The sequence below is a fragment of the Enterobacter sp. CC120223-11 genome, from assembly GCF_900215375.1.
Lineage (GTDB): Bacteria > Pseudomonadota > Gammaproteobacteria > Enterobacterales > Enterobacteriaceae > Scandinavium.
Window position 1 is genome coordinate 1 of record NZ_OBEF01000004.1, and the last position, 20835, is coordinate 20835.

The 20835-nt window shown below is 57.2% G+C and carries 13 protein-coding genes and 1 tRNA gene; 2 read left to right on the plus strand and 12 right to left on the minus strand.

From position 1 onward, the window contains the following. The first annotated feature begins 4 nt into the window (after positions 1-4). Positions 5-81 (plus strand) — tRNA-Met (locus CRO87_RS05790). 108 nt (positions 82-189) lie between these two features. Here CRO87_RS05790 and amiC read toward each other — a convergent pair. After that, complete coding sequence (amiC, locus tag CRO87_RS05795) at positions 190-1446, minus strand: N-acetylmuramoyl-L-alanine amidase AmiC (RefSeq protein ID WP_097161991.1); 1257 nt, start codon at positions 1444-1446, stop codon at positions 190-192. 227 nt (positions 1447-1673) lie between these two features. Between amiC and argA the strand changes: the two genes are divergently transcribed. Continuing rightward, a complete protein-coding gene (argA, locus tag CRO87_RS05800) occupies positions 1674-3005 on the plus strand; it encodes an amino-acid N-acetyltransferase (protein WP_097161992.1) in 1332 nt (443 codons plus the stop codon). Positions 3006-3049: 44 nt separating this feature from the next. Here argA and recD read toward each other — a convergent pair whose 3' ends face one another. From recD to ptsP, 11 genes are all read right to left on the minus strand, one after another. Further along, on the minus strand, positions 3050-4888 hold the full coding sequence (gene recD / locus CRO87_RS05805) for an exodeoxyribonuclease V subunit alpha (protein WP_097161993.1): 1839 nt from the start codon (positions 4886-4888) through the stop codon (positions 3050-3052). Continuing rightward, entirely contained in the window at positions 4888-8427 is a 3540-nt protein-coding gene (gene recB, locus CRO87_RS05810) for an exodeoxyribonuclease V subunit beta (RefSeq protein ID WP_097161994.1), read from the minus strand. Before recB ends, recD begins: the two co-directional genes overlap by 1 nt. Next, a complete protein-coding gene (ptrA, locus tag CRO87_RS05815; protein WP_097161995.1) occupies positions 8424-11312 on the minus strand; it encodes a pitrilysin in 2889 nt (962 codons plus the stop codon). The genes recB and ptrA overlap by 4 nt, the downstream gene beginning before the upstream one ends. 129 nt (positions 11313-11441) lie before the next feature. Further along, positions 11442-14807: an exodeoxyribonuclease V subunit gamma gene (recC, locus tag CRO87_RS05820; RefSeq protein WP_097161996.1), complete on the minus strand. Its 3366-nt coding sequence runs from the start codon at positions 14805-14807 to the stop codon at positions 11442-11444. A 29-nt stretch (positions 14808-14836) separates the two neighbouring features. Further along, the gene (locus CRO87_RS05825; RefSeq protein WP_097161997.1) at positions 14837-15157 is read right to left on the minus strand and encodes a prepilin-type N-terminal cleavage/methylation domain-containing protein; all 321 of its coding nucleotides are present in this window, start codon (positions 15155-15157) and stop codon (positions 14837-14839) included. After that, the gene (locus tag CRO87_RS05830) at positions 15142-15519 is read right to left on the minus strand and encodes a DUF2509 family protein (protein ID WP_255252490.1); all 378 of its coding nucleotides are present in this window, start codon (positions 15517-15519) and stop codon (positions 15142-15144) included. Before CRO87_RS05830 ends, CRO87_RS05825 begins: the two co-directional genes overlap by 16 nt. A 26-nt stretch (positions 15520-15545) precedes the next feature. Next, the gene (locus CRO87_RS05835; protein ID WP_097161999.1) at positions 15546-16103 is read right to left on the minus strand and encodes a prepilin peptidase-dependent protein; all 558 of its coding nucleotides are present in this window, start codon (positions 16101-16103) and stop codon (positions 15546-15548) included. Further along, complete coding sequence (locus CRO87_RS05840; RefSeq protein ID WP_097162000.1) at positions 16094-16564, minus strand: prepilin peptidase-dependent protein; 471 nt, start codon at positions 16562-16564, stop codon at positions 16094-16096. The genes CRO87_RS05835 and CRO87_RS05840 overlap by 10 nt, the downstream gene beginning before the upstream one ends. A gap of 162 nt (positions 16565-16726) precedes the next feature. Then, positions 16727-17521, minus strand: a complete 795-nt coding sequence (gene thyA, locus CRO87_RS05845) for a thymidylate synthase (RefSeq protein ID WP_097162001.1) — start codon at positions 17519-17521, stop codon at positions 16727-16729. A gap of 6 nt (positions 17522-17527) precedes the next feature. After that, positions 17528-18403 carry a prolipoprotein diacylglyceryl transferase gene (gene lgt / locus CRO87_RS05850; RefSeq protein WP_097162002.1) on the minus strand — a complete coding sequence of 292 codons (876 nt, stop codon included), beginning with the start codon at positions 18401-18403 and terminating at the stop codon, positions 17528-17530. A gap of 173 nt (positions 18404-18576) precedes the next feature. Continuing rightward, complete coding sequence (gene ptsP / locus CRO87_RS05855; protein ID WP_097162003.1) at positions 18577-20823, minus strand: phosphoenolpyruvate--protein phosphotransferase; 2247 nt, start codon at positions 20821-20823, stop codon at positions 18577-18579. Positions 20824-20835 lie beyond the last annotated feature (12 nt).

Consider the following 20835-nt stretch of genomic DNA (forward strand, 5'->3'; position numbering starts at 1 on the left):
CGGACGCGGGATGGAGCAGCCTGGTAGCTCGTCGGGCTCATAACCCGAAGGTCGTCGGTTCAAATCCGGCTCCCGCAACCACTTCATAAAACAATAAGCACCTTAACGGGTGTTTTTTTGTATCTGAAATCCAGACTCCTGCCAAAAAAATGACGCCTTTCAGCGCCATTACTCTGTTTACTGAAACTATTAGCCCCGTCGTGCGAGCGTTGCACCATCGGCGAAGTACGCCTTGATCCCTGCCAAAATTGATTCGGCCACTTCCTGCTGGAAGGTCGCCGTTTTCAGCTTGCGTTCTTCTTCCACGTTACTGATAAAGGCCGTTTCCACCAGAATGGAAGGGATGTCAGGGGCTTTCAGAACCGCAAACCCTGCCTGCTCCACTCGATTTTTGTGCAAATCGTTGATCTTACCGAGCTTGCCAAGCACCGCTTTGCCAAACTTCAGGCTGTCGTTGATGGTCAACGACTGGACCATGTCGAACATGGTGTGGTCGACATACTTATCACCGCTCTTGCTAACGCCACCGATAAGATCCGAGGCGTTCTGGGTTTGTGCCAGATACTTCGCCGCGGTACTGGTTGCACCTTTGGTCGACAGCGCAAACACCGAGGAACCGCTCGGCTGACGGCTGGTAAAGGCGTCGGCGTGAATGGAGACGAACAGATCCGCGCGCTGCTTCTGGGCCTTCACCACACGGACCTTCAGCGGAATGAAGATGTCTTCATTCCGCGTCATGTAGGCCTTCATATTGGCTTCTTTGTCGATAAGCGCTTTCAGGCGGCGGGCGATTTGCAGCACCACATCCTTCTCACGCGTGTGGTATTTCCCCACCGCGCCGGAGTCTTCGCCGCCGTGACCTGGATCGAGCATGATCACAATCGGTCGATCGCGCCCGGCCTTGCCAGGCTGCGGGCCGCTCTGGGCCGGAGGCGGCACCTGCTTGTCCAGATCACCTTTGTTGTAGTCCTCCAGCAACGCCAGCAGTGGATCCTGCACCTCCGTTGCCGTAGACGGGTAAAGATCCATCACCAGGCGCTCTTTGAACCCGGCGACCGGGGCCAGGGCAAACAGCTGAGGACGGACGTTTTGCTTAAGTTCAAAGACCATTCGCACCGTCTGCGGATCGAACTGTCCGACGCGTGCGGATTTAATATAAGGATCGTCACCGCGAATCTGCGCGCCCATACCCTTGAGCACGGAATTGAGGTTCACGCCCTGAAGATCGACCACCAGCCGCTCAGGATTGCTCAACGCAAACTGCTTATATTTCAGCTCGTGGCTGGATTCCAGCGTCACGCGAGTATAGGTCGACGAAGGCCAGACGCGTACGGCGACCACCCGACTTTCGGCGGCAAGCCCCACCTGACTTACGCTGAGCAACCACATCGCCCCTGCCCCTTTTAACAGGCCGCGGCGCGTTATTCCTGACTGACTTCCCGACATGCTTCTCCCAGGCAAAAAATTCGATTTAGCAAAGTAAACGGCTGGTTTGACCGAAAACTTTAACCAAAGGCGCATAAACTGTCATCTATAAAAGGGTAAACATTCCTGATCCCTTCCGCGTTCCCGCGAGAATTTTCAAGCTATTGGTTGAAATTGCTGCTTGCACTCGGGATAAAAACAGAATAAAAATACACTTATTACGAATAATCATGCATCGAGGTTGTACTGTGGTGAAGGAACGTAAAACCGAACTGGTTGAGGGATTTCGTCATTCTGTTCCCTACATTAACGCCCACCGCGGCAAAACTTTTGTCATCATGCTCGGCGGTGAAGCGATAGAGCATGAGAATTTTTCAAGCATTGTCAATGACATAGGCCTTCTTCACAGTCTGGGCATCCGCCTGGTACTGGTTTATGGCGCGCGCCCGCAGATTGACGCCAATCTGGCTGAGCATCATCACGAGCCGTTGTATCACAAAAATACCCGAGTGACTGACGCCAAAACCCTCGACCTGGTGAAACAGGCCGCCGGGATGCTGCAGCTGGATATCACCGCGCGTTTGTCAATGAGCCTCAATAATACGCCGTTGCAGGGCGCACACATTAACGTGGTCAGCGGCAACTTCATTATCGCGCAGCCGCTTGGCGTGGATGACGGCATTGATTACTGCCATAGCGGGCGTATTCGCCGTATTGACGAAGAAGCTATCCACCGCCAGCTCGACAGCGGTGCCATCGTACTGATGGGCCCGGTGGCGGTGTCCGTCACCGGAGAAAGCTTCAACCTGACGTCGGAAGAGATTGCCACGCAGCTTGCCATCAAGTTGAAAGCGGAAAAGATGATTGGCTTTTGCTCCTCGCAGGGTGTGATGAATGCCGACGGAAATATCATTTCTGAGCTGTTCCCGAATGAAGCCCAGGCGCGGGTGGAAACTCTCGAAACTGAGGGAGATTACTATTCCGGCACTGTGCGTTTCCTGCGTGGCGCGGTGAAGGCCTGCCGCAGCGGCGTGCGTCGCTGCCACCTCATCAGCTATCAGGAAAATGGCGCGTTGCTGCAGGAACTCTTCTCCCGCGACGGCATCGGCACGCAGATAGTGATGGAGAGCGCCGAGCAAATTCGCCGCGCCACCATCAACGACATCGGCGGAATCCTCGAGCTTATCGAGCCGCTGGAGCAGCAGGGGATTCTGGTTCGCCGCTCGCGCGAACAGCTGGAAATGGAAATCGACAAATTCACGGTTATTCAGCGTGATAACACCACCATCGCCTGTGCTGCGCTCTATCCTTTCCCGGAAGAACGCATCGGCGAGATGGCCTGTGTGGCGGTCCATCCCGACTACCGCAGCTCGTCTCGCGGCGAAGTGCTGCTGGAGCGAATCGCCGCCCAGGCGCGGCAAATGGGGCTCAGCAAGCTGTTTGTCCTGACCACCCGCAGCATTCACTGGTTCCAGGAGCGCGGATTCACGCCGGTTGAAGTGGATTTGCTGCCGGAGAGTAAGAAAGAGATGTACAACTATCAGCGTCGTTCGAAGGTGCTGATGGCGGATTTGGCCTGAGCCAATAAGCTGCCGGGCGGCACTCCTTTCGCCCGGCCTTCTGGCTATCCCAATCGGGCAAACAGCGCCGCCAGGCCACTTCGCCGTTCGGTTCTAACGGTAATCGCTTTTTCCAGCAGCCGCTTATCGGCATACAGCGACAGCTGCTGTTTGGCACGCGTGATCGCCGTATAAACCAGTTCCCGCGTAACCAGCGGTACGCTTTGCGAGGGCAAAATCAGTGCCGCATGGTTAAACTCCGAGCCCTGAGATTTATGGACCGTCATCGCCCAGGCGGTATCATGCTCCGGCAAGCGGCTCGGCTGCACGGATTTGATGCTGCCGTCCGGCATCGGGAACCACACGCGCAGACCCGTCCCCCGATCCAGCGCAATGCCGATATCACCGTTGAACAGCCCAAGCGCGCTGTCGTTGCGGGCAATCATCACCGGACGCCCTTCGTACCAGCGGGAGTGTCGGGAGAGCGTGATATGCCGTTTCCGGGCAAGCGCATTTTCAAGCTGTTCGTTCACTCCACTCACGCCATACGGCCCTTCGCGCAGCGCACAGAGTAACTGATACTGAGAGAACGCAGCCAGCACGTCTGCCGGTTCCGCCCTGGTCTTCAGCTGCGCCAGATAATCCGCATAACCCGCCACCGCATCCAGGAGCATTGCTTCATACTCCGTCGTTGTTTGCAGCGGTTTAAGTGCGATGTCAGAAAAGCCCTGCTCAAACACGGTGTTTATCGCCCGCGCGTCGCCATTATTCACCGCCCTTGCCAGCTGGCCGATACCGGAGTCGCTGCCGAAACGATAGCTTTTTTGCAGCAGGCACAGGCTGTCACGCAGCGGTCCGGCTTCCGTTCCCGCACCTGATGGCACCGTAAAACCCGTCAGCCTGCTAAGCTCCTGAGCACGCTCTGGCGTGTACCCGGCATTGACCCAGGCGCAGATATCGCCCAGCACCGCCCCGGCTTCCACTGAAGCCAACTGATCGCGGTCGCCGAGGAAAATCACCCGTGCGTGTTCAGGGAGGGCCGCAATCAGTCGCGCCATCATCGGCAGGTCGATCATTGAGGCTTCATCCACTACCAGCACGTCGAGATGCAGCGGGTTCCCCGCGTGGTAGCGCAGACGCTGGCTGCCGGGCTGAGCACCGAGCAGACGGTGCAAGGTGCCCGCCTCTGTAGGCAGCCATTTTTTCTGCTCGTCGGTGAGTGGCAGCTCGCGCAGTGCCGCCCCTAATGACTCCGTCAGGCGCGCCGCTGCTTTGCCCGTGGGGGCTGCCAGCCGTATACGGCATTTGGGTTGCGTTTTAGTCTGGATAAGCGCAGCCAGCAGCTTCGCAACCGTCGTGGTTTTCCCGGTGCCCGGCCCGCCGGAAATCACCGAGATGCGCCTGGTCAGCGCAACGGCCGCGGCGACTTTCTGCCAGTCAATGTCTGTTGAAGCGGGGAAAAGTGCGGCAAGCGTCGCGGTCAGCGGTGCCTCATCCGCAGACGTAAGCGGCCCGCCCTGACTGAAAAAGCGGGCAATAGCGAGTTCGTTGTGCCACATACGGTTGAGGTAGAGCCGCCCTTCACACAGCACCAATGGCGTGGCCCCGGAGCCATCGCTCACCGCCGGGGAAGCCAGAAGCTGAGCTTCGATATCGTCCACCGACTCTGGCAGCGCAAACAGCTGCTGCCAGAGCGCCTGCGCCCGGCCGGTGGCCTGCTCATCGGCGTGAAAGCGGGACAGCGGCAGGCAAACGTGCCCTTCCCCGGCATCACGGCTGAGCAGCGCCGCCGCCAGCAGGACCGCAGGTTTATCGTTCTCCGCCACCATCAGGGCAAACTGGACGTCGAGCGGGCGCAGTAACTTCTGCTGCGCGGCTTCCATCAGCAAGTTCACCATAGTCATCACGCCACCTCCTGTGTGTCGCCAGCAAACAACCGATCCAGGCCGTCGATTAAGGCCCGCTCTGGCCTGGTGGCGAAAATGCCCTGCCCGCTATCGCAACCATCAACGCCGCGAAGGAAGAGATAAATAACACCGCCGAAGCATGTATCGTAATCGTAATCCTGCAAACGATGGCGCAGGTAGCGGTGCAGCGCGAGGCTGTAGAGCTGATACTGCAAGTCGTAACGATGTGACTGCATCGCCTGTGCCATCGCAGTCTGAGTGTAGGCCTCGCTGCTTTCACCGAGCCAGTTTGACTTGTAATCCAGCAGGTAGTAGCGCCCATCGTGGCGGAACACCAGGTCGATAAACCCCTTCAGCATGCCGCTCACCTGGCGGAAATCAAGCGGTGGGCAGCCTGCGGACAGCGCGTCATGCTGGCGGATCAGCGCATCCAACTGCTGCGGCATCAGCAGTTGCTCAATCGGCAGATAAAACTCCATCTCCACCTGCTTGTCTTTGCCGGTTAACTGGCTGAGCGAGACGCCCGCTAAGGAAAGCGGCGTCTGTAGCACGGTGGTCAGCCACTGAGTTAAAACAGGAGCCCATTTAGCCTCAAAGCCGTTACGCTCAAGCTGTTCCAGCATCCACGTTTCCGACACGGGCTGAGTGAAATCAATCTCTTCGAACAGGCTATGCAGGAAGGTGCCCGGCGACGCACCGCGCGGAAAATGGTGAGGAGTTAACTCAGGCTCCTCTGTGGCTTCTGCCACGCCCGCTGCATCGATATCCAGACGCGGCAGCAAATCCTGCGCCACGCTGTGCCCGCGCTGCTGCAACCCGGAATAGCTGGTCACTCGCCAGTCATCCACAATGCGAACGGTCATTTCGCGCGCGCTCAGCTCCGGCATCTCTGGTGCGATGGCCTGCCAGCGGCTGCCCTCCGGCAAGGTGGCGATATGCAGCGCAACATGATCGTTGCATAGCGAGCGCAGGCAGGCTTCAAGCCCCGCCGCATCTTTCGCTTCGCCCTTTTGCACCAGCCGCCCTAATGCACTGTGATGCAGTTCGGTTTCTGTTGCTTTATCGCTGCGACGGGGGCTGAGCGGAGCAATCCCCAGGCTGCAGTGCCAGATGGCGCGGGTCAGCGCGACGTACAGCAGGCGCAAATCTTCGGCCAGACGTTCGGCCTCGGCAAGTTCGAGGCTCTCTTCGCTGTTGTGTAAATCGAGCACTGCCGCAAAGGTGCTGCGGTCGTGATAAAACGCCTGGTCCTGCTTGCGATAGCGGGCGATAAACGGCAGCCAGACCAGCGAATACTCCAGCCCCTTTGATTTATGCACCGTCACGATTTGCACCAGATGTTTGTCGCTTTCCAGACGCATTTGCTGGCTGGAGGCGCCGCTGTCCGGCCCGCCAATCTGCTGCACCAGCCAACGCATCAAGGCATGCTCGCTTTCCAGCTGTCCGGCGGCCTCCTGCAACAGCTCACTCAGGTGCAGAATATCCGTCAGGCGACGCTCGCCGCCGTGGGTGGCCAGCAGGTTTTCTGCAATATTGCGTGCGGCCATCAGCGCCCGCAGCATCGCCATCACCCCACGCTGCTGCCAGAGCTGACGATACTGGCTGAACTCTTCGACCAGCGCATCCCAGGCCAGCTCATCAAGATTCAGCCGTTCGATATCCTGCGCATTCAGGCCGAAAAGCGAGCTGGCAAGCGCGCTACGCAGGCTGCTTTCTCTTTCCGGGGCGAGGACTGCCTGAAGTACCCAAAGCAGTTCCTGCGCCTCTGGCGTTTCAAACACGCTGTCGCGGTTAGAGAGATAGACGGAGGGAATGCCGAGTGCGTTCAGCGCATCGCGCACCAGCCCGGCTTCCTGACGGTTTCGTACCAGCACGGTGATATCCGAAGCCTGAACCGGCCTCGCCTTTTCACCCCGCCAGAGCAGGGCATCGCCCCGCTGTCCGGCGCTCAGCCAGTCGCGAATTTGCCCGGCGCAAAGCTGCGCCATAAAGGCCTGATAGTCGCCCGAGCCCACATTGTTCCCCGGCATCAGCCAGAAACTCATGGCGGGCTGATCTTCCCCTTTCAGCTCAAAGCGTAACGTCTGGTTTTTTGGCGCAGACTTCACCGGCAGAAAAGGAATATCGCGGAACATGAAGGGGTTATCAGAAAGGCTGAACAGCTGATTGACGCTTTCAACCATGCCTGGCGCGGAACGCCAGTTAGTATCGAGCGTGTAGTGTGCTGCCACATCACCGCGGGCGCGCATGTAGGTGAAAATATCCGCGCCGCGGAAGGCGTAGATAGCCTGTTTTGGATCGCCAATCAGCAACAGTGCGGTATCAGGCTGCCGCCGCCAGATACGACGGAAAATGCGGTACTGCTGCGGATCGGTGTCCTGAAACTCATCGATCATCGCCACCGGGAAACGCTGGCGGATTGCCGCAGCCAACGCCTCACCGCTTTCACTCTGCAGGGCCTGATCCAGACGGCTCAGCATATCGTCAAAGCCCATCTCACCACGCCGCAGCTTCTCCCGCGCGACGGCCTCACGGATTTCGACCATTGCCCGGGAGATAACCAGATCGTTGAGCGAAGGCGGTGCAGCCAGCAGGTTTTCAATGGTGTCGAACAGTGGGTGCACCGGCGGATTGCCACCCTCTTTGGTGCGTGAAAACAGGAAGGATTGGGCGAATTTCTCAAGAGAATCAGGAAGTTCATAGCCGGTGTTCTCCACGCCAGCCCAGGAGGAGATCTTCTCGATCCACTTGCCCTGGTTCCCACGGTTGAACTTGCGCCTGTCGAGATCTGAGTGTTCGAGGAGATCGGCGATCTCACCGACGGTCGCCAGCCATCCGGCTTTGATCCCGGCAATCTGTTCAATAATCTGTTGATGGCGGGCAATCAGCGTCTCATCCGAAGGCAGTGTTTTCAGCTGTGGAGCTTCGCCCTGGAGGTAACGATCGATGGATTTGAGCAGCGCCTGTGGCCCCTTCCAGCTGGCATAGACCGCCTCGGCCACCTCGCGTGGCAGCGGGTAACAGTGGCGCCGCCAGAAATCAGCACAGGCCTGGAAGCGCAGCCGGGATTCATCCTCAATCAGCTGCTGCTCGAAGAGCATGCCGGATTCAAAAGCGTTGAGGCTCAGCATCCGCTGGCAGAAACCGTGAATGGTAAACACGGCGGCTTCGTCCATCTGCCGTTCAGCGAGCAGAAGGACATCGGCGGCCTGGTCCCGGTCCGGGATCTCTTCCAGCAGGCTGGCGTACAGCGGGTTATCGGTGCTGTTACGCAGGCAGGCGATACGCAGTTCGTGGATATTGCTGCGAATGCGGCCACGCAGCTCTTCGGTGGCGGCTTCGGTGAAGGTCACCACCAGCAGCTCTTCGACATCGACAGGGCGAACAAAGGCGGCTTCGCCGCCCAGTCCAAGCAACAGCCGCAGATAGAGAGCGGCGATGGTGTAGGTTTTTCCGGTGCCCGCTGAGGCTTCAATCAGGCGCTCACCCGTTAACGGTAAGCGCAGGGGATTTAAGGACTCGGCGGTTTCGGTCATTCGTTCTCTCTCATCAACGGCATGGATTGCTGCAACGCGCTGACGCTCTTCCAGACCTTCCAGCCTTTCGGGTGAACATACTCTGTTTTCCCGTTCTGGCTGCCGGAGACCTGAGAAAGTACGGTCATGCCCTGCGGCTCCACCACCGTCTGATGGAAGAAGTCTGCAAGCTTTTGCGGCGTCAGCAGTTTTATCTGAGCCACTACTTTATCACGTGAATCAAAACGCATATTACCGCGATCGAAATCTTTGCTGAGCTTCGAGGCTTCATCCCCCAGCGTTTGCGGTGGCTGCTGCATCTGGGCAATCACCGACTGCTGGATTTGCGCAAACTCCTCTGGCTTCATAGCACGTAATTTGGCCTCTGCCGTCGGGAAAAATGCCTTAAAGCGCTGCCAGAGGAAGCCTGGCTGCTTATCGCTGCTCTGTAACAGGAAGCCAACGCCCCATTGACGGCCGATGTTCATCGGGAACGCAAAGACGGCGTAGCCCAGCTGTTCTTCGGTACGCAGCTGATTGTAGAACCAGGGCTGAATAATCTGACCGAGCAGGGCGCTGGCCGCTGAACTGCTGAACTCATCGGCCTTCGGTGGTGCGAATACCGCAGCAAGCGCTGAATCGCTGGTGCTGCCCGCTTTTTCAAAAATCGCGTTCTGCTTTTTATCGACAATGACATCTTTGTTGCGACACCACTCACTGCCGTGGGCATTGAGCTGAGTCTGCACTTTGCGAGCGAGGGCGACAGAATTTTCAGCCGTCATGTTGCCGACGACCAGAAACTCCGGGCGCGCACCGGCTTTCAGCTCATCCCGCCAGGTCAGAACGTCTTTCAGGGTGATTGATGGCAGCAGATCGCGACGGACTTCACGCTGGAAGTAAGGCACCTGGGACAGCATCTGAACAGGCATGATCGCCTGATCGAACGCTTTGCCTTTCTCGGCAGAGTCCAGCATTTGTGCATACCATGACTTCGCCTGCGCGAGCTGCTCATCCGTGGGCTGGTAGCTGAAATAGCCCTGAAGCAGTGCGTCAAACAGCTGCGGCAGGCGCTGGGTGTAGCCGTTGGCGTTAACCATCAGGCCATTGTTCGCCCCGGTGGAGAAGCTGATCCCGCCGACGGCGGCCTGATTGCTCAACTGATCGAGTGCGATCCCTGCCAGATAGTCATTCAGGGCAAAAATGACCTGGTTGCGCGCACTCTCCATCGCATGAGGATTGCGCAGCACCATTGTGACGTCAGCTTTAGGTTCGCTGGCAAAGTAGCGGCTCGGGGTATAAACCACGCGAAGCTGTGGCTCATCGACAATAAGCTGCGGTTTGTCGCTGACTTTCTCAGGCTTAATCAGCGAGAAATCATCGGGAATGTACGGGTTCAGGGTCGGCAACTGCAGGGCAATCTTCGCGGATTCCTGCTGCCACTGGCTGAAGGTCTGCTCGCCAATCTTATCGACCTGATAGGGCGCATTGACGAAGTAGGCCGTTTTGTTGTGCGGCTCGTTCGGGCTGATATACCAGATGCGCGCGTTTTGCGGGGTCATCATCGCCAGCCGGTCCTGGATGGCCTTCTCGTCGTACTGATCTGCGATATTCACTGCATCAAGCGTGTGTTCGACCGGCACGCGAATCATGGTGTCCGCCAGCCATTCGACGTAATCCATATCGCGGTTGATGGACGGGTAGCGGAAATCAAGATCCAGCACGTGGGCCAGTTCGTCGAAATAGCGTTTATCCACGCCCTTTTCACGCAGCAAATTGAGGTAGCTGAAAATCGCCGCCACGACCTGGTCTCGGTTCGCCAGGCCTTTATCGGTCAGCGTAGCGGAAATGGCCAGCACGCCGCTGTTACCGTTCACTACCGGATCGGAATCCGCGCGAATCCCTTCAACCAGACCCTGATTTTGCAGCCAGTCTGACAAGGTTCCCGGGCTGCGGTTGCCAATCAGATAAGTCACAAGCTCATCGGTTTTGCTGCGGAACTGCGCGGTGTTGTTATCGATACGAAACTCAACGCGCAGCACTTTGCGAGGCACGGCCGGGGTGTAATGAATGATGATGCCTTTTTGCGCATCAGTGACAACCGGCACGGTGATTTCCGGGCGGGTGATATTTTTATTCGGTACGCGGCCCCAGGTTTCTGCAGCCATTTTCGCCAGTTCCGGCAGCGGTTTATTGCTGTAGATAACCGCCTTCATCAGGTTGGCGGAATAGTATTTGTCACGGAATGCCAGCAGAGCGTCCAGCGTCGGGCTGCCCGGCTTGTCACTCAGGGTTTCAAGGTTGCCGCCAGAGAAACGCGCACCGGGGTGAGCCGGGTTGATCGTCTCCGCGCTGACCTGCGCCATGCGCATACCGTCGCGGCTGCGGGCCATGGTCAGTTCGGAGTTGACGGCGTTGCGTTCGCGATCGGCGTATTTTTTATCCAGCAGCGGTTCGGCAATGGCATCGGCCAGACGATCAACGGCACCTTCCAGCGCGTCATTCTCCACTTCAAGATAGAACGCGGTACGGTACGGCGCGGTGCTGGCATTGTGGCTGCCGCCGTGCATTTTAAGGTATTCGGCGAGGCTGTCCGGCTGTGGGTATTTTTTAGAACCCATCAGCGTCATATGCTCGAGGAAGTGAGCGAGGCCAGGGTGTGAGTCAGGATCCTGAAGCGAGCCTACCGGCACGACCAGCGCAGAGAGTGATTTTACCGCCTGCGGATCGGATACCAACAGCACGACCATGCCGTTATCCAGCTTGATAGCCTGATACTGACGCGGGTCTTTCTCGCTTTTACGGATGGTTTCTTTTACCGGCTGCCAGCCCTGATCGGCTTGGCTAATGGGCGCCCAGAGGGCGAACAACACGATAAATACGACATTCAACCAGGTGCTGCGGGGCATTCACGGACCTCATCATTAACAAACTTCTGTGCTGCTCTGAATGGCAGCCTCACTTATGAACATCAGTCCGTGACAAGTTGCGCATGATAATGGAATCCGAATATCTGCGCAATTTTTATACAACGGTTCTCACTGATGGAAGCGAAAAATCGGCAGTAGATAACGTTCTGCCTGTCGGGTAATCGCTTCAATGCTTTCCGGTTCAAGGGTTCGCCACAGTCGCTGGTACCAGACATCAGCCCCTTCACCACGAACAACCTGGTTGCCTTCCCAGGCCTGGATAAACTTACTCCGCGCCTTCTGCTGCGTTTCGTCATCCCATAAAATGACATCATTTTCGCGGTCATAACAAGCGTTCAGCCATGCCCCCCCACTTTCAGGGAGGAACAGTAGCGTCTGCGACATGCCTTCACGGTAGCCTGCAACCAAATCCGTCAGGTACGACATGGCTTCCTGCTCAGAGAGCGGCGGAAAGCGCCACTCCTCTTCTTTGCGCAGCAGCAGACGGCTCTCACCCGTTCCGCCACTGGCACAGTAGACAAGATGCTCCAGCCAAAGTTGCATCCCCTGCGAGACGTTCTTCATTGACGGACGCCAGCGCAGCAGTCCATCTGACTGTACCTGTGTGAGCCATCCAGTAATATTGACGCCGTCACACTGCAAATCAATTTCCAGACTTTTCCCCGGCTGGCGGCTGGCATTGACTCTGTCTGCCAGCGCCTGCATCTCCTCGCGCTGAGCATCCCAGGCAATTTCACCAAATGCACCGTAGGGCAGTTCGCCACCGGCACGAAAGCGGCGGTACATCAGGCTGGCGTCCTGCTCCTCTACCAGCGTATTGACCAGTTGCTGATTCAGCTGATATCGAGTCAAACCTTCCAGGCTGAACGGCTCAGTTTCAGGGATATCGTTATCTTCAGTGCGGAAATTGACCTGCAGACGCATCTGGAAAAATGCTCTGACTGGGTGCGACCAGAAGCGCTGAAGCTGTTCAAAGGGAAGTGTTTCTAAAACCTGCGGCGGCAACGGCTGAATAAATTCGCTGTGGGCTTCCCCCCCCTGGCTCGCTGCTTTCAACCATTCGCGGGCGTAACTTTGCCCCTCTCCCGGCAGAAAGTTCACCGCATCAAACGGCATACGACTGTGCTGGTGAGCGATGTGATTTTTCACTCGTTGCTCGGTTTCATCACAGTTAAGGGTTTCATCGCCCGCTAAGCAGTGGCTTTGGCCGATATAATCCACCAGTTCCTGAACCAGAACAGACGGATAGCGCTCACTGTTGTCCTGAATGGAGCGACCGATGTAGCTGATATAGAGCTTCTGCTCAGCGGACATGAGCGCCTCAAGGAACAAATAACGGTCGTCGTCGCGTCGGCTACGGTCACCGCGAACGGGCTTCTGGCTCATCAGGTCAAAGCCAAGTGGTGCAAGCGCTCTAGGGTAAATACCATCGTTCATGCCAAGCAGGCACACCACTTTAAAGGGGATAGAACGCATCGGCATAAGGGTACAGATGTTGACCGGTCCGGCCAGGAAGCGCTGGCTGATGCGCTCCTGGTCCAGCCGCTGAGCCAGCTCATCCCTCAGCAGCGACAGCGGAACCGGTGCAGCATACCTGGCGTCCAGAGCCTGATCGATAATGCCCTGCCACTGCTGCTCAATAAGCGCCAGAGCGGCTTCGGTATCGGTATCCGGGAGGAAGAAATCATTGAGCATTTCACGGCATACGGGCAACCATTCGGCCAACGGTCGCTCACCGGCAAGCTGCTGACGCCAGTGGTTGAGCTTCATCAACAGCGAAGCCAGGTAACCCACCAGCTCGGCGATGAGCCCGTTGGATTCGTCATACGGCAGAACAGATTGCCACTCGCCCTGGCTGCTTTCCATGGCGTAACCCAGCAACATTCGCGTCAGGCCGAAGCGCCAGGTGTGCTGCCCGGTGGCTGGCAGATCCCATTCGCGAACGTTGTCATCGTCCATCCCCCAACGGATCCCGGACTCGTTCACCCACTGCCGCAGGTAGCGCAGCCCTTCTTCATCAATGTTAAACCGGGCCGCCAGCACCGGGACATCCAGTAAGGCCAGCACATCTTCACTGACAAATCGGCTGTCAGGCAGAGACAGCAAGGTGATAAACGCCTGCAAGGCCGGATGAGACTGGCGCGCCCGGCGATCCGAGATGGCCCAGGGGATGTAACGTTCGCCACGGGCGCTGCCAAACACCGCCTGGATAAACGGGCTGTAGCTGTCGATATCTGACACCATCACGATAATATCGCGCGGCGCGAGGGTCGGGTCCTCTTCCAGCATTGCCAACAGACTATCGTGCAGCACTTCGACTTCGCGCTGCGGGCTGTGACAAACGTTAAGGCTCAGGCTACGATCGTCAGGATCCAGCGTTCGCTTGCTGTCACTGTTTGCAAATTCCTCCGCTGTGCGCCCGGCTACCGCGCTGTTTTGCAGTTCCAGAATGTCGTACTGCAGGCTGTGCAACAGGTTATCAGGCTCAATATCAACGAAGGCATCCAGCTCCTGATAGCGCTCAAGCCCCGCCAGCAGGTAGATATAATCGCGCCCCAGCTTTCCCCAGGAGGCCAGCATTGGGTTCCCTACATCCTGCTCGCCTTCGGCATTAAACAGGGCCGGAGCCTGCTGGCTGTCGCGAAATAAGGGGAGATCCCGCTGTTCGCGGTGATGTCGGCGCTGGCGAGCCAGCAGTTTCGCGAGGAAGGCAGGATCCTTAATATCCCCCCAGTAGTAGCGGCACGGGTTGGTAAAGAGCACATACACATCCACATGCTTACCCAACGCCTGAAGCGCCTGAAGATAGACCGGCGGCAGCGCGGAAATGCCACAGATAAACACCCTTGAAGGCAGGCCAGCAGGTGGATGGTCGCTCTCCTCCAGCGCGGAAATGAAGCGCTGGTATAAATTAGCGCGGTGCCACAACGGCTGACCCAGCGCCTGAGTGTGTTCCACCAGCGCCTTCCATAGCGGAGCCTGCCACATTTGAGCATCGTCGATACCTTTAACGCGCTCATCGGCTTCCCAGCGGGTCAGCCATTCAGGGCGATAAACCAGATACTGGTCGTAAAGATCGGCAATGCGGGAAGCCAGCTGGAAGAGTTTGCGCTTGTCACCATCGTCCGCCAGGTAGTGACGCAGTGAGGTGAATGCTTCCTGCCCGAGCATCTCCGGCAGTAGCGTCATCAGCTTCCAGCTCATGCTTTGCTTATTAAAGGCGCTTTGCTCCGGAATTTCAGGCAGGACGCGAACGAACATATCCCAGATAAAACTCGCCGGGAGCGGGAACGCGATATTGGCAGCGATGCCAAACCGCTTCGAGAGCGTCATTTGCAGCCACTGCGCCATACCCGTACTTTGCACCAGCACCATTTCAGGCTCGAAGGGGTCGCTGAGCCTTTCCTGCTCAACAATAAACTCCATCAATGCTTCCAGCACATCCAGACGGTTGGAGTGGTAGACCCGTAACATAGTTGCTCCTGACGCTCGCGGTTAAGCCATTAACTTTTTGGGCAATGAAGGCGGGTTAGCAGCCCCTGCCTGCCGGATGGCGTGGTGATCGTTCCTGTGATGCTGACACATCTTTGGCGGCTTGTCTGTACACGGTTTAGCCGCCAGCCATCGGGCATTGGCGCGGAGTGAAGCTGAGTCTGTCGCCATGCCTGATGCCACAACTGGCGATACTGGCTGAGCTGCATGCCACCCGCAGCATACTGGCTGTAAAGGCCGGACAACGCCGTGACCACCATGACCATCAGCACCACGCTCAACAGCACTTCAGGCAGGCTAAAGCCCTGCTGCCGCATCAGGGAATCTGACATTGCGATACCTCCTTGCGTGGGCAAAAATCGCTCCAGCCATTGTTGTCGAACCGTACTTTCCCGCCGCTTACCTTTCCGGTCTGCCAGCGGAATTGTTCCCCACTGTTGGCGATAAGCAGAGCCGTATCATCAGCAAAGACGCGCAGGCAGGCTCGGCCGGAGAACTCTGTGCTGCTCTGACATCGATCGCCCGACTGGGTTGCCCAGGAAAGAAACCGTCCCCACTCCAGCAAGGATTCCGCATTCGCGCTCTCGCGAATTGCGCTTTTATCCAGCGTTGCCTGAGAAACTTTTGCCTGATGCCGAAGGCTCATGCCCTGTAGCATCAGACTTCCAAGGGTCAACATCAACAGTACCAGCATGAGTGACGACATGCCTTTTTGCCGACTCACAGGTTGTGTCCCGTCACGCTGTAAACGGCACTTGCTTTAATTTCAGGGCGTGAGGCCAGATGCGCAGAAAGGGTCAGTTCAAATTCGGGCGCAAAGCCGCTGCGGCTATGCCGCTCCACGGTAAACTCATCCACGAGGATAAAATCAGGATCGGTCATTTTTTCCCATCCTGCTCCTGAACAGTTTTGTGCCCCTCGTTGCGTCTCAAGTGCCCCCTTTCTGAGCCTGAAGCCCGTAACGTCCGCATTCGCGGGAGGCGCCTCCTCCCAGACGCCGTTCAGGTTACTGTCCCAGCGAACCCGCAGACATTGGCTCTCCAGGGTTACCCCTTCACCGGTACAGTTTCCCCGGCAGAAACCTGCCCGCTGCAAATGACGAGCCACGGCAAGTAAACGCTGCCAGACCTCTTCCTCCAGCGTCTGCTGTTGAGTCTGCCCTGTAGCAGCCCTTTGCAGGGCAGGTAAAAAACGGGCAGTTGATAACAACAATACGCTGCTAATAGCCATCGCGATCAGGACCTCCACCAGTGAAAAACCCTGCTGATTTACTGACATCCTTTGACGTTACTCCCTTTGCACAACCGGACACGGCCCCAGTTTGAAATGACGAGCGTCCAGCTGTCCGCTCCGCTTTTCAGAATGATATGTCCCGGCCAGGCCGTGCTGCGTAAGCCATAAAAACCCAGTGCAGGCGTGATATCTGCAAGGGTGACTTCCGGCCAGAGCGGGCGCAGCACGTACAGATTGCGCCCCTCACAACCTGTCTGTTCCTGGCTGGTCGCATTGAGGCACCAACCCGAGCCGCTATTTTCCTGTCTCGGTAAGCGGTCACGCCTGTGCCAGTTGGCATCATTTCGCAGCATGACCAGATAGTCCCGGACCTGGCTGGCGGTTTGCCAGAGCCGCTGCTGTCGCTGCCAGCTTTGCCAGCCCAGCACACTGCCCGCGCTGAGTATGATCATCAGCGACAGCGCAACCAGCATTTCAATGAGGGTGTATCCCTGTTCTCGTTTCATGAGCGCACTCTGCACTACTCGCAGGGGGCATTCGAGGAGCAACAGCAATTTTTACGGGCAGGTTTCAGGGAAAGTTATCGGCTTGCAGGGCGTTGCAGAAAATCAGGAAGGAGGGCCGAAAAAAACAAAACCGGCCACAGAGACCGGTTGATTTCAGGTGATTTAAATCGCCACCGGCGCTTTAATACCCGGGTGAGGATCGTAGCCTTCAATCTCAAAATCGTCGAACTGGTAGTCGAAGATTGAGGCGGGTTTACGTTTAATCACAAGCTTAGGTAAAGCGCGAGGTTCACGGCTTAGCTGCAGATGAGTCTGCTCCATGTGGTTGCTGTACAGGTGCGTGTCGCCGCCGGTCCAGACAAAATCGCCCACCTCAAGATCGCACTGCTGGGCAACCATATGCACTAACAGCGCGTAGCTCGCGATGTTAAACGGCAGGCCCAGGAACACATCGCAGGAGCGCTGATACAGCTGGCAGGAAAGTTTGCCGTCTGCCACGTAGTACTGGAAGAAAGCGTGGCAAGGTGCCAGCGCCATTTTATCCAGTTCGCCCACGTTCCAGGCGGAAACGATGATGCGGCGTGAGTCCGGGTCATTTTTCAGCTGGTTAATGACCGTGGTTATCTGGTCGATATGGCGGCCATCTGGCGTTGGCCAGGCACGCCATTGCTTACCATATACCGGGCCCAGGTTGCCCTGTTCGTCGGCCCACTCATCCCAGATGGAGACGTTATTTTCATGGAGATAAGCGACGTTGGTGTCCCCTTTCAGGAACCAGAGCAATTCATGAATAATGGAGCGTAAATGGCAGCGTTTGGTGGTCACCAGCGGGAAGCCTTCCTGCAGGTTAAAACGCATCTGGTGGCCGAAAATCGACAGGGTGCCCGTTCCGGTACGGTCATTTTTTGGGGTGCCCTCGTCGAGCACCTTCTGCATCAGATCAAGATACTGTTTCATGCTTCCTCAGGAGACTTGTTGCTGCGGGTGACGACGATAAGCCCAGACCATCATGATGATCCCTGCCAGCACCATCGGAATGGAGAGGATTTGCCCCATGCTGATGTACTGCACCCACTCGCCGGTAAACTGCGCATCCGGCTGACGGAAGAACTCGACGATAATACGGAACAGGCCGTAGCCAATCAGGAACAGACCGGAAACGGAGCCCGTCGGGCGCGGTTTGCGAATAAACAGATTCAGGATGATAAACAGCACCACGCCTTCCAGTGCCAGTTCATAAAGCTGTGAAGCATGACGAGGCAGGACACCGTACTGATCGAACAGAGATTGCCATTCAGGATGTGAAGGCAGCAGCGCCATGTCTTCTGCACGGGAACCCGGGAACAGCATGGTGTAGTGGAAGGACGGATCGACACGGCCCCACAGTTCACCATTGATAAAGTTACCCAGACGGCCTGCCCCAAGCCCGAACGGAATCAATGGTGCAATGAAGTCGGAAACCTGGAAGAAAGTGCGCTTAGTGCGTCTGGCGAAGACTATCATCACCACGATGACGCCAATCAAGCCACCGTGGAACGACATGCCGCCGTCCCATACACGGAACAGATACAGCGGATCGCTCAGGAAGACCGGCATGTTATAGAACAGCACATAGCCAATACGCCCGCCCAGGAATACGCCGAGGAAGCCTGCATAGAGCAGGTTTTCAACTTCGTTTTTCGTCCAGCCGCTGCCCGGTTTGTTCGCCCTGCGAGACGCCAGCCACATTGCGAAGACAAAACCGACCAGGTACATCAAGCCGTACCAGTGAAGCGAAACCGGTCCAATGGAAAAAATCACCGGATCAAACTCCGGGAAATGCAGATAACCACTATTCATCTGTCACCACAAATGCTTGTTATTCCGCCGAAAGTGGTCAGCGGTAGAGACGTGCAGCCGGGTGGCTGCTCCAAAGGAGCGAATAATAGCACAAGGCGGGAGACGCGGACGCGGGGAAAGATGTAAAAGATCTGTATAGCCGCCCTATTACGCAGAATAGGGCTTTAAGTAAACTAACGACCGCCGCGAATCAGGCCGCCAAGCCCACGACGCTCCATAAAGGCCGCAACCTGATGGCGAACCTCCGTGGCAAGCTGGGCCTCCAGGCTGCGCTGCGCCAGGTTCTGCGCCTCTTCCAGCTCAATGTTACGCAGCAAGTACTTCACGCGGGCCACCGAGCGTCCGTTCATCGACAGATGACGGAAGCCCAGACCAATCAGGATAGTGACGCACATCGGGTCGCCCGCCATTTCACCGCAGAGGCGAAGATCCAGGCCGTGGCGTTCTGACTCCTGTGCAATCATCGACAGCGCCCGCAGCAGCGCCGGATGCAGGCTGTCATAGATACTTGCTACACGGGTGTTGTTTCTGTCGACCGCCAGCAGATACTGGGTTAGATCGTTTGTCCCGACGGAGATGAAATCTACCCGATTTACCAGGTGCGGCATCAAAAACACCATCGACGGGACTTCGAGCATTACGCCAATACGTGGTTTCGGGATCTCGTAGCCGATCATCTCCTCCACTTCCCGCCCGGCACGCTCGATCAGGCGTTTGGCCTCATCGACTTCATCAATGCTGGTCACCATCGGCAGCAAGATGCTGAGATTGCCGGTCGCCGCATTGGCGCGAAGCATGGCACGCACCTGAACCAGGAAGATCTCTGGCTGATCGAGCGTGATGCGGATCCCGCGCCAGCCAAGGCAAGGATTCTCTTCGCTGATCGGCATATACGGCAGCTGCTTATCCGCACCGACATCCAGGGTACGCAGCGTCACCGGCTTGTCGTTGAACATCTGCAACATGCCCTGATACTGCGCAACCTGCTCTTCCTCAGAGGGGAAGCCGCTCTGTAACATGAACGGAATTTCGGTGCGATAGAGGCCGATGCCGTCGATGCGGCTCCCGAGCTTTTCTTCGTGCTCAGGGCTGAGGCCCGCATTGAGCATCACTTTGACACGTTCGCCCGTCTTCAACTGGGCCGGGCGCTCAACGTCATCTTCTGCGATTCGGCTGAGCTCATTTTCTTCCGTTACCAGCCGCTGATATTCCTGCAGCAACACCGGCTCCGGATCCACCAGCAGTTCGCCGCGATAGCCATCCACCACCAGCATGCGGCCATGCAGAACCGAAGGCTGAATGTCCGCCCCCATCACCGTCGGAATACCTAACGCACGTACCATGATGGCTGCGTGGGAGTTGGCCGCACCATCGCGCACTACCACGCCGGTTAGCCTGTCCTGCGGTACTTCAGCGAGCGTCGTTGCCGAGAGCTCATCCGCCACCAGGACGAAACGCTCCGGCCAGGCGTTAGCGCCCTGCACGGTGTCGTCAAGATGGAACAGCAGGCGCTGACCCAGCGCACGCAAATCGCCTGCACGCTCTTTCAGGTAACCATCGCTCAGCGCGGCAAACTGTGCGGCGAACTTTTCAATGATGGTTTTAACCGCCCACTCCGCCACCGAACCTTTGTCCACCTCAGCGAACAGCTCTTTACGCAGGCGCGCGTCGGATAACAAGTGTGAATAGAGGTCAAAGATGGCCGCGGTTTCTTTCTGCGCGCCGGCAGCGAAACGCTTGCTGTAGCGGCGAAACTCTCCCGCCGCCTCTTCCAGCGCACCAGTAAGACGTTCACGCTCCAACACGGTGTCCAGCGTCGAGGCTTCGTAAACCTGCTCCATCAGCGGCAGCGTGGCGTCCATCCAGCCCTGAGCAATGGCAACCCCGGAAGATGCAGGCAGCGCGCGGATACGCGTCTGGCGATATTGACCAAACAGGGCCGTCAGCTGGGACTGAGATAGAATTGCCGCCATTTGCGTGGCGAGCGTGACGAGGAACGACTCTTCGCTTTCATCGTACTGGCGAAGCTCACGCTGCTGCACCACCAGCACGCCAAGAAGCTGACGACGCTGGATGATCGGCACACCGAGAAAAGCGCGGTATTTTTCTTCTTTAACGGAGGGAATGTATTTAAAGCTCGGATGCTTTTGCGCATCCGCAAGGTTAATGGGCTCCGCCAGACGCCCTACCAGCCCAACAACGCCTTCATCAAATGCGAGGGTAATCGTGCGGCCGCGCGGTTTTTTAAGCCCGCGCGTCGCCATCAGGTAATAGCAGCGCCTGTCGTGGTCAGCCAGGTAGACTGAACAGACTTCGGTTTCCATTGCCTGACAGATGTCTGTCACCAGGATATCAAGCGCCTCGTTTACTCGCGGGGCGCTTGCCACTTTCTCGACTATTTCTCGCAAGCGGGTGAGCATAATGTGCGTGGC

Excerpts from the sequence above, each read along its gene's own strand:
- ptrA (WP_097161995.1), bottom strand. The coding sequence starts at position 11,312 with ATGCCCCGCAGCACCTGGTTGAATGTCGTATTTATCGTGTTGTTCGCC.
- recC (WP_097161996.1), bottom strand. The coding sequence starts at position 14,807 with ATGTTACGGGTCTACCACTCCAACCGTCTGGATGTGCTGGAAGCATTG.
- ptsP (WP_097162003.1), bottom strand. The coding sequence starts at position 20,823 with ATGCTCACCCGCTTGCGAGAAATAGTCGAGAAAGTGGCAAGCGCCCCG.
- lgt (WP_097162002.1), bottom strand. The coding sequence starts at position 18,403 with ATGAATAGTGGTTATCTGCATTTCCCGGAGTTTGATCCGGTGATTTTT.
- recB (WP_097161994.1), bottom strand. The coding sequence starts at position 8,427 with ATGACCGAAACCGCCGAGTCCTTAAATCCCCTGCGCTTACCGTTAACG.
- CRO87_RS05825 (WP_097161997.1), bottom strand. The coding sequence starts at position 15,157 with ATGTCAGATTCCCTGATGCGGCAGCAGGGCTTTAGCCTGCCTGAAGTG.
- CRO87_RS05835 (WP_097161999.1), bottom strand. The coding sequence starts at position 16,103 with ATGTCAGTAAATCAGCAGGGTTTTTCACTGGTGGAGGTCCTGATCGCG.
- amiC (WP_097161991.1), bottom strand. The coding sequence starts at position 1,446 with ATGTCGGGAAGTCAGTCAGGAATAACGCGCCGCGGCCTGTTAAAAGGG.
- CRO87_RS05840 (WP_097162000.1), bottom strand. The coding sequence starts at position 16,564 with ATGAAACGAGAACAGGGATACACCCTCATTGAAATGCTGGTTGCGCTG.
- CRO87_RS05830 (WP_255252490.1), bottom strand. The coding sequence starts at position 15,519 with ATGCTGGTACTGTTGATGTTGACCCTTGGAAGTCTGATGCTACAGGGC.
- recD (WP_097161993.1), bottom strand. The coding sequence starts at position 4,888 with ATGACTATGGTGAACTTGCTGATGGAAGCCGCGCAGCAGAAGTTACTG.
- thyA (WP_097162001.1), bottom strand. The coding sequence starts at position 17,521 with ATGAAACAGTATCTTGATCTGATGCAGAAGGTGCTCGACGAGGGCACC.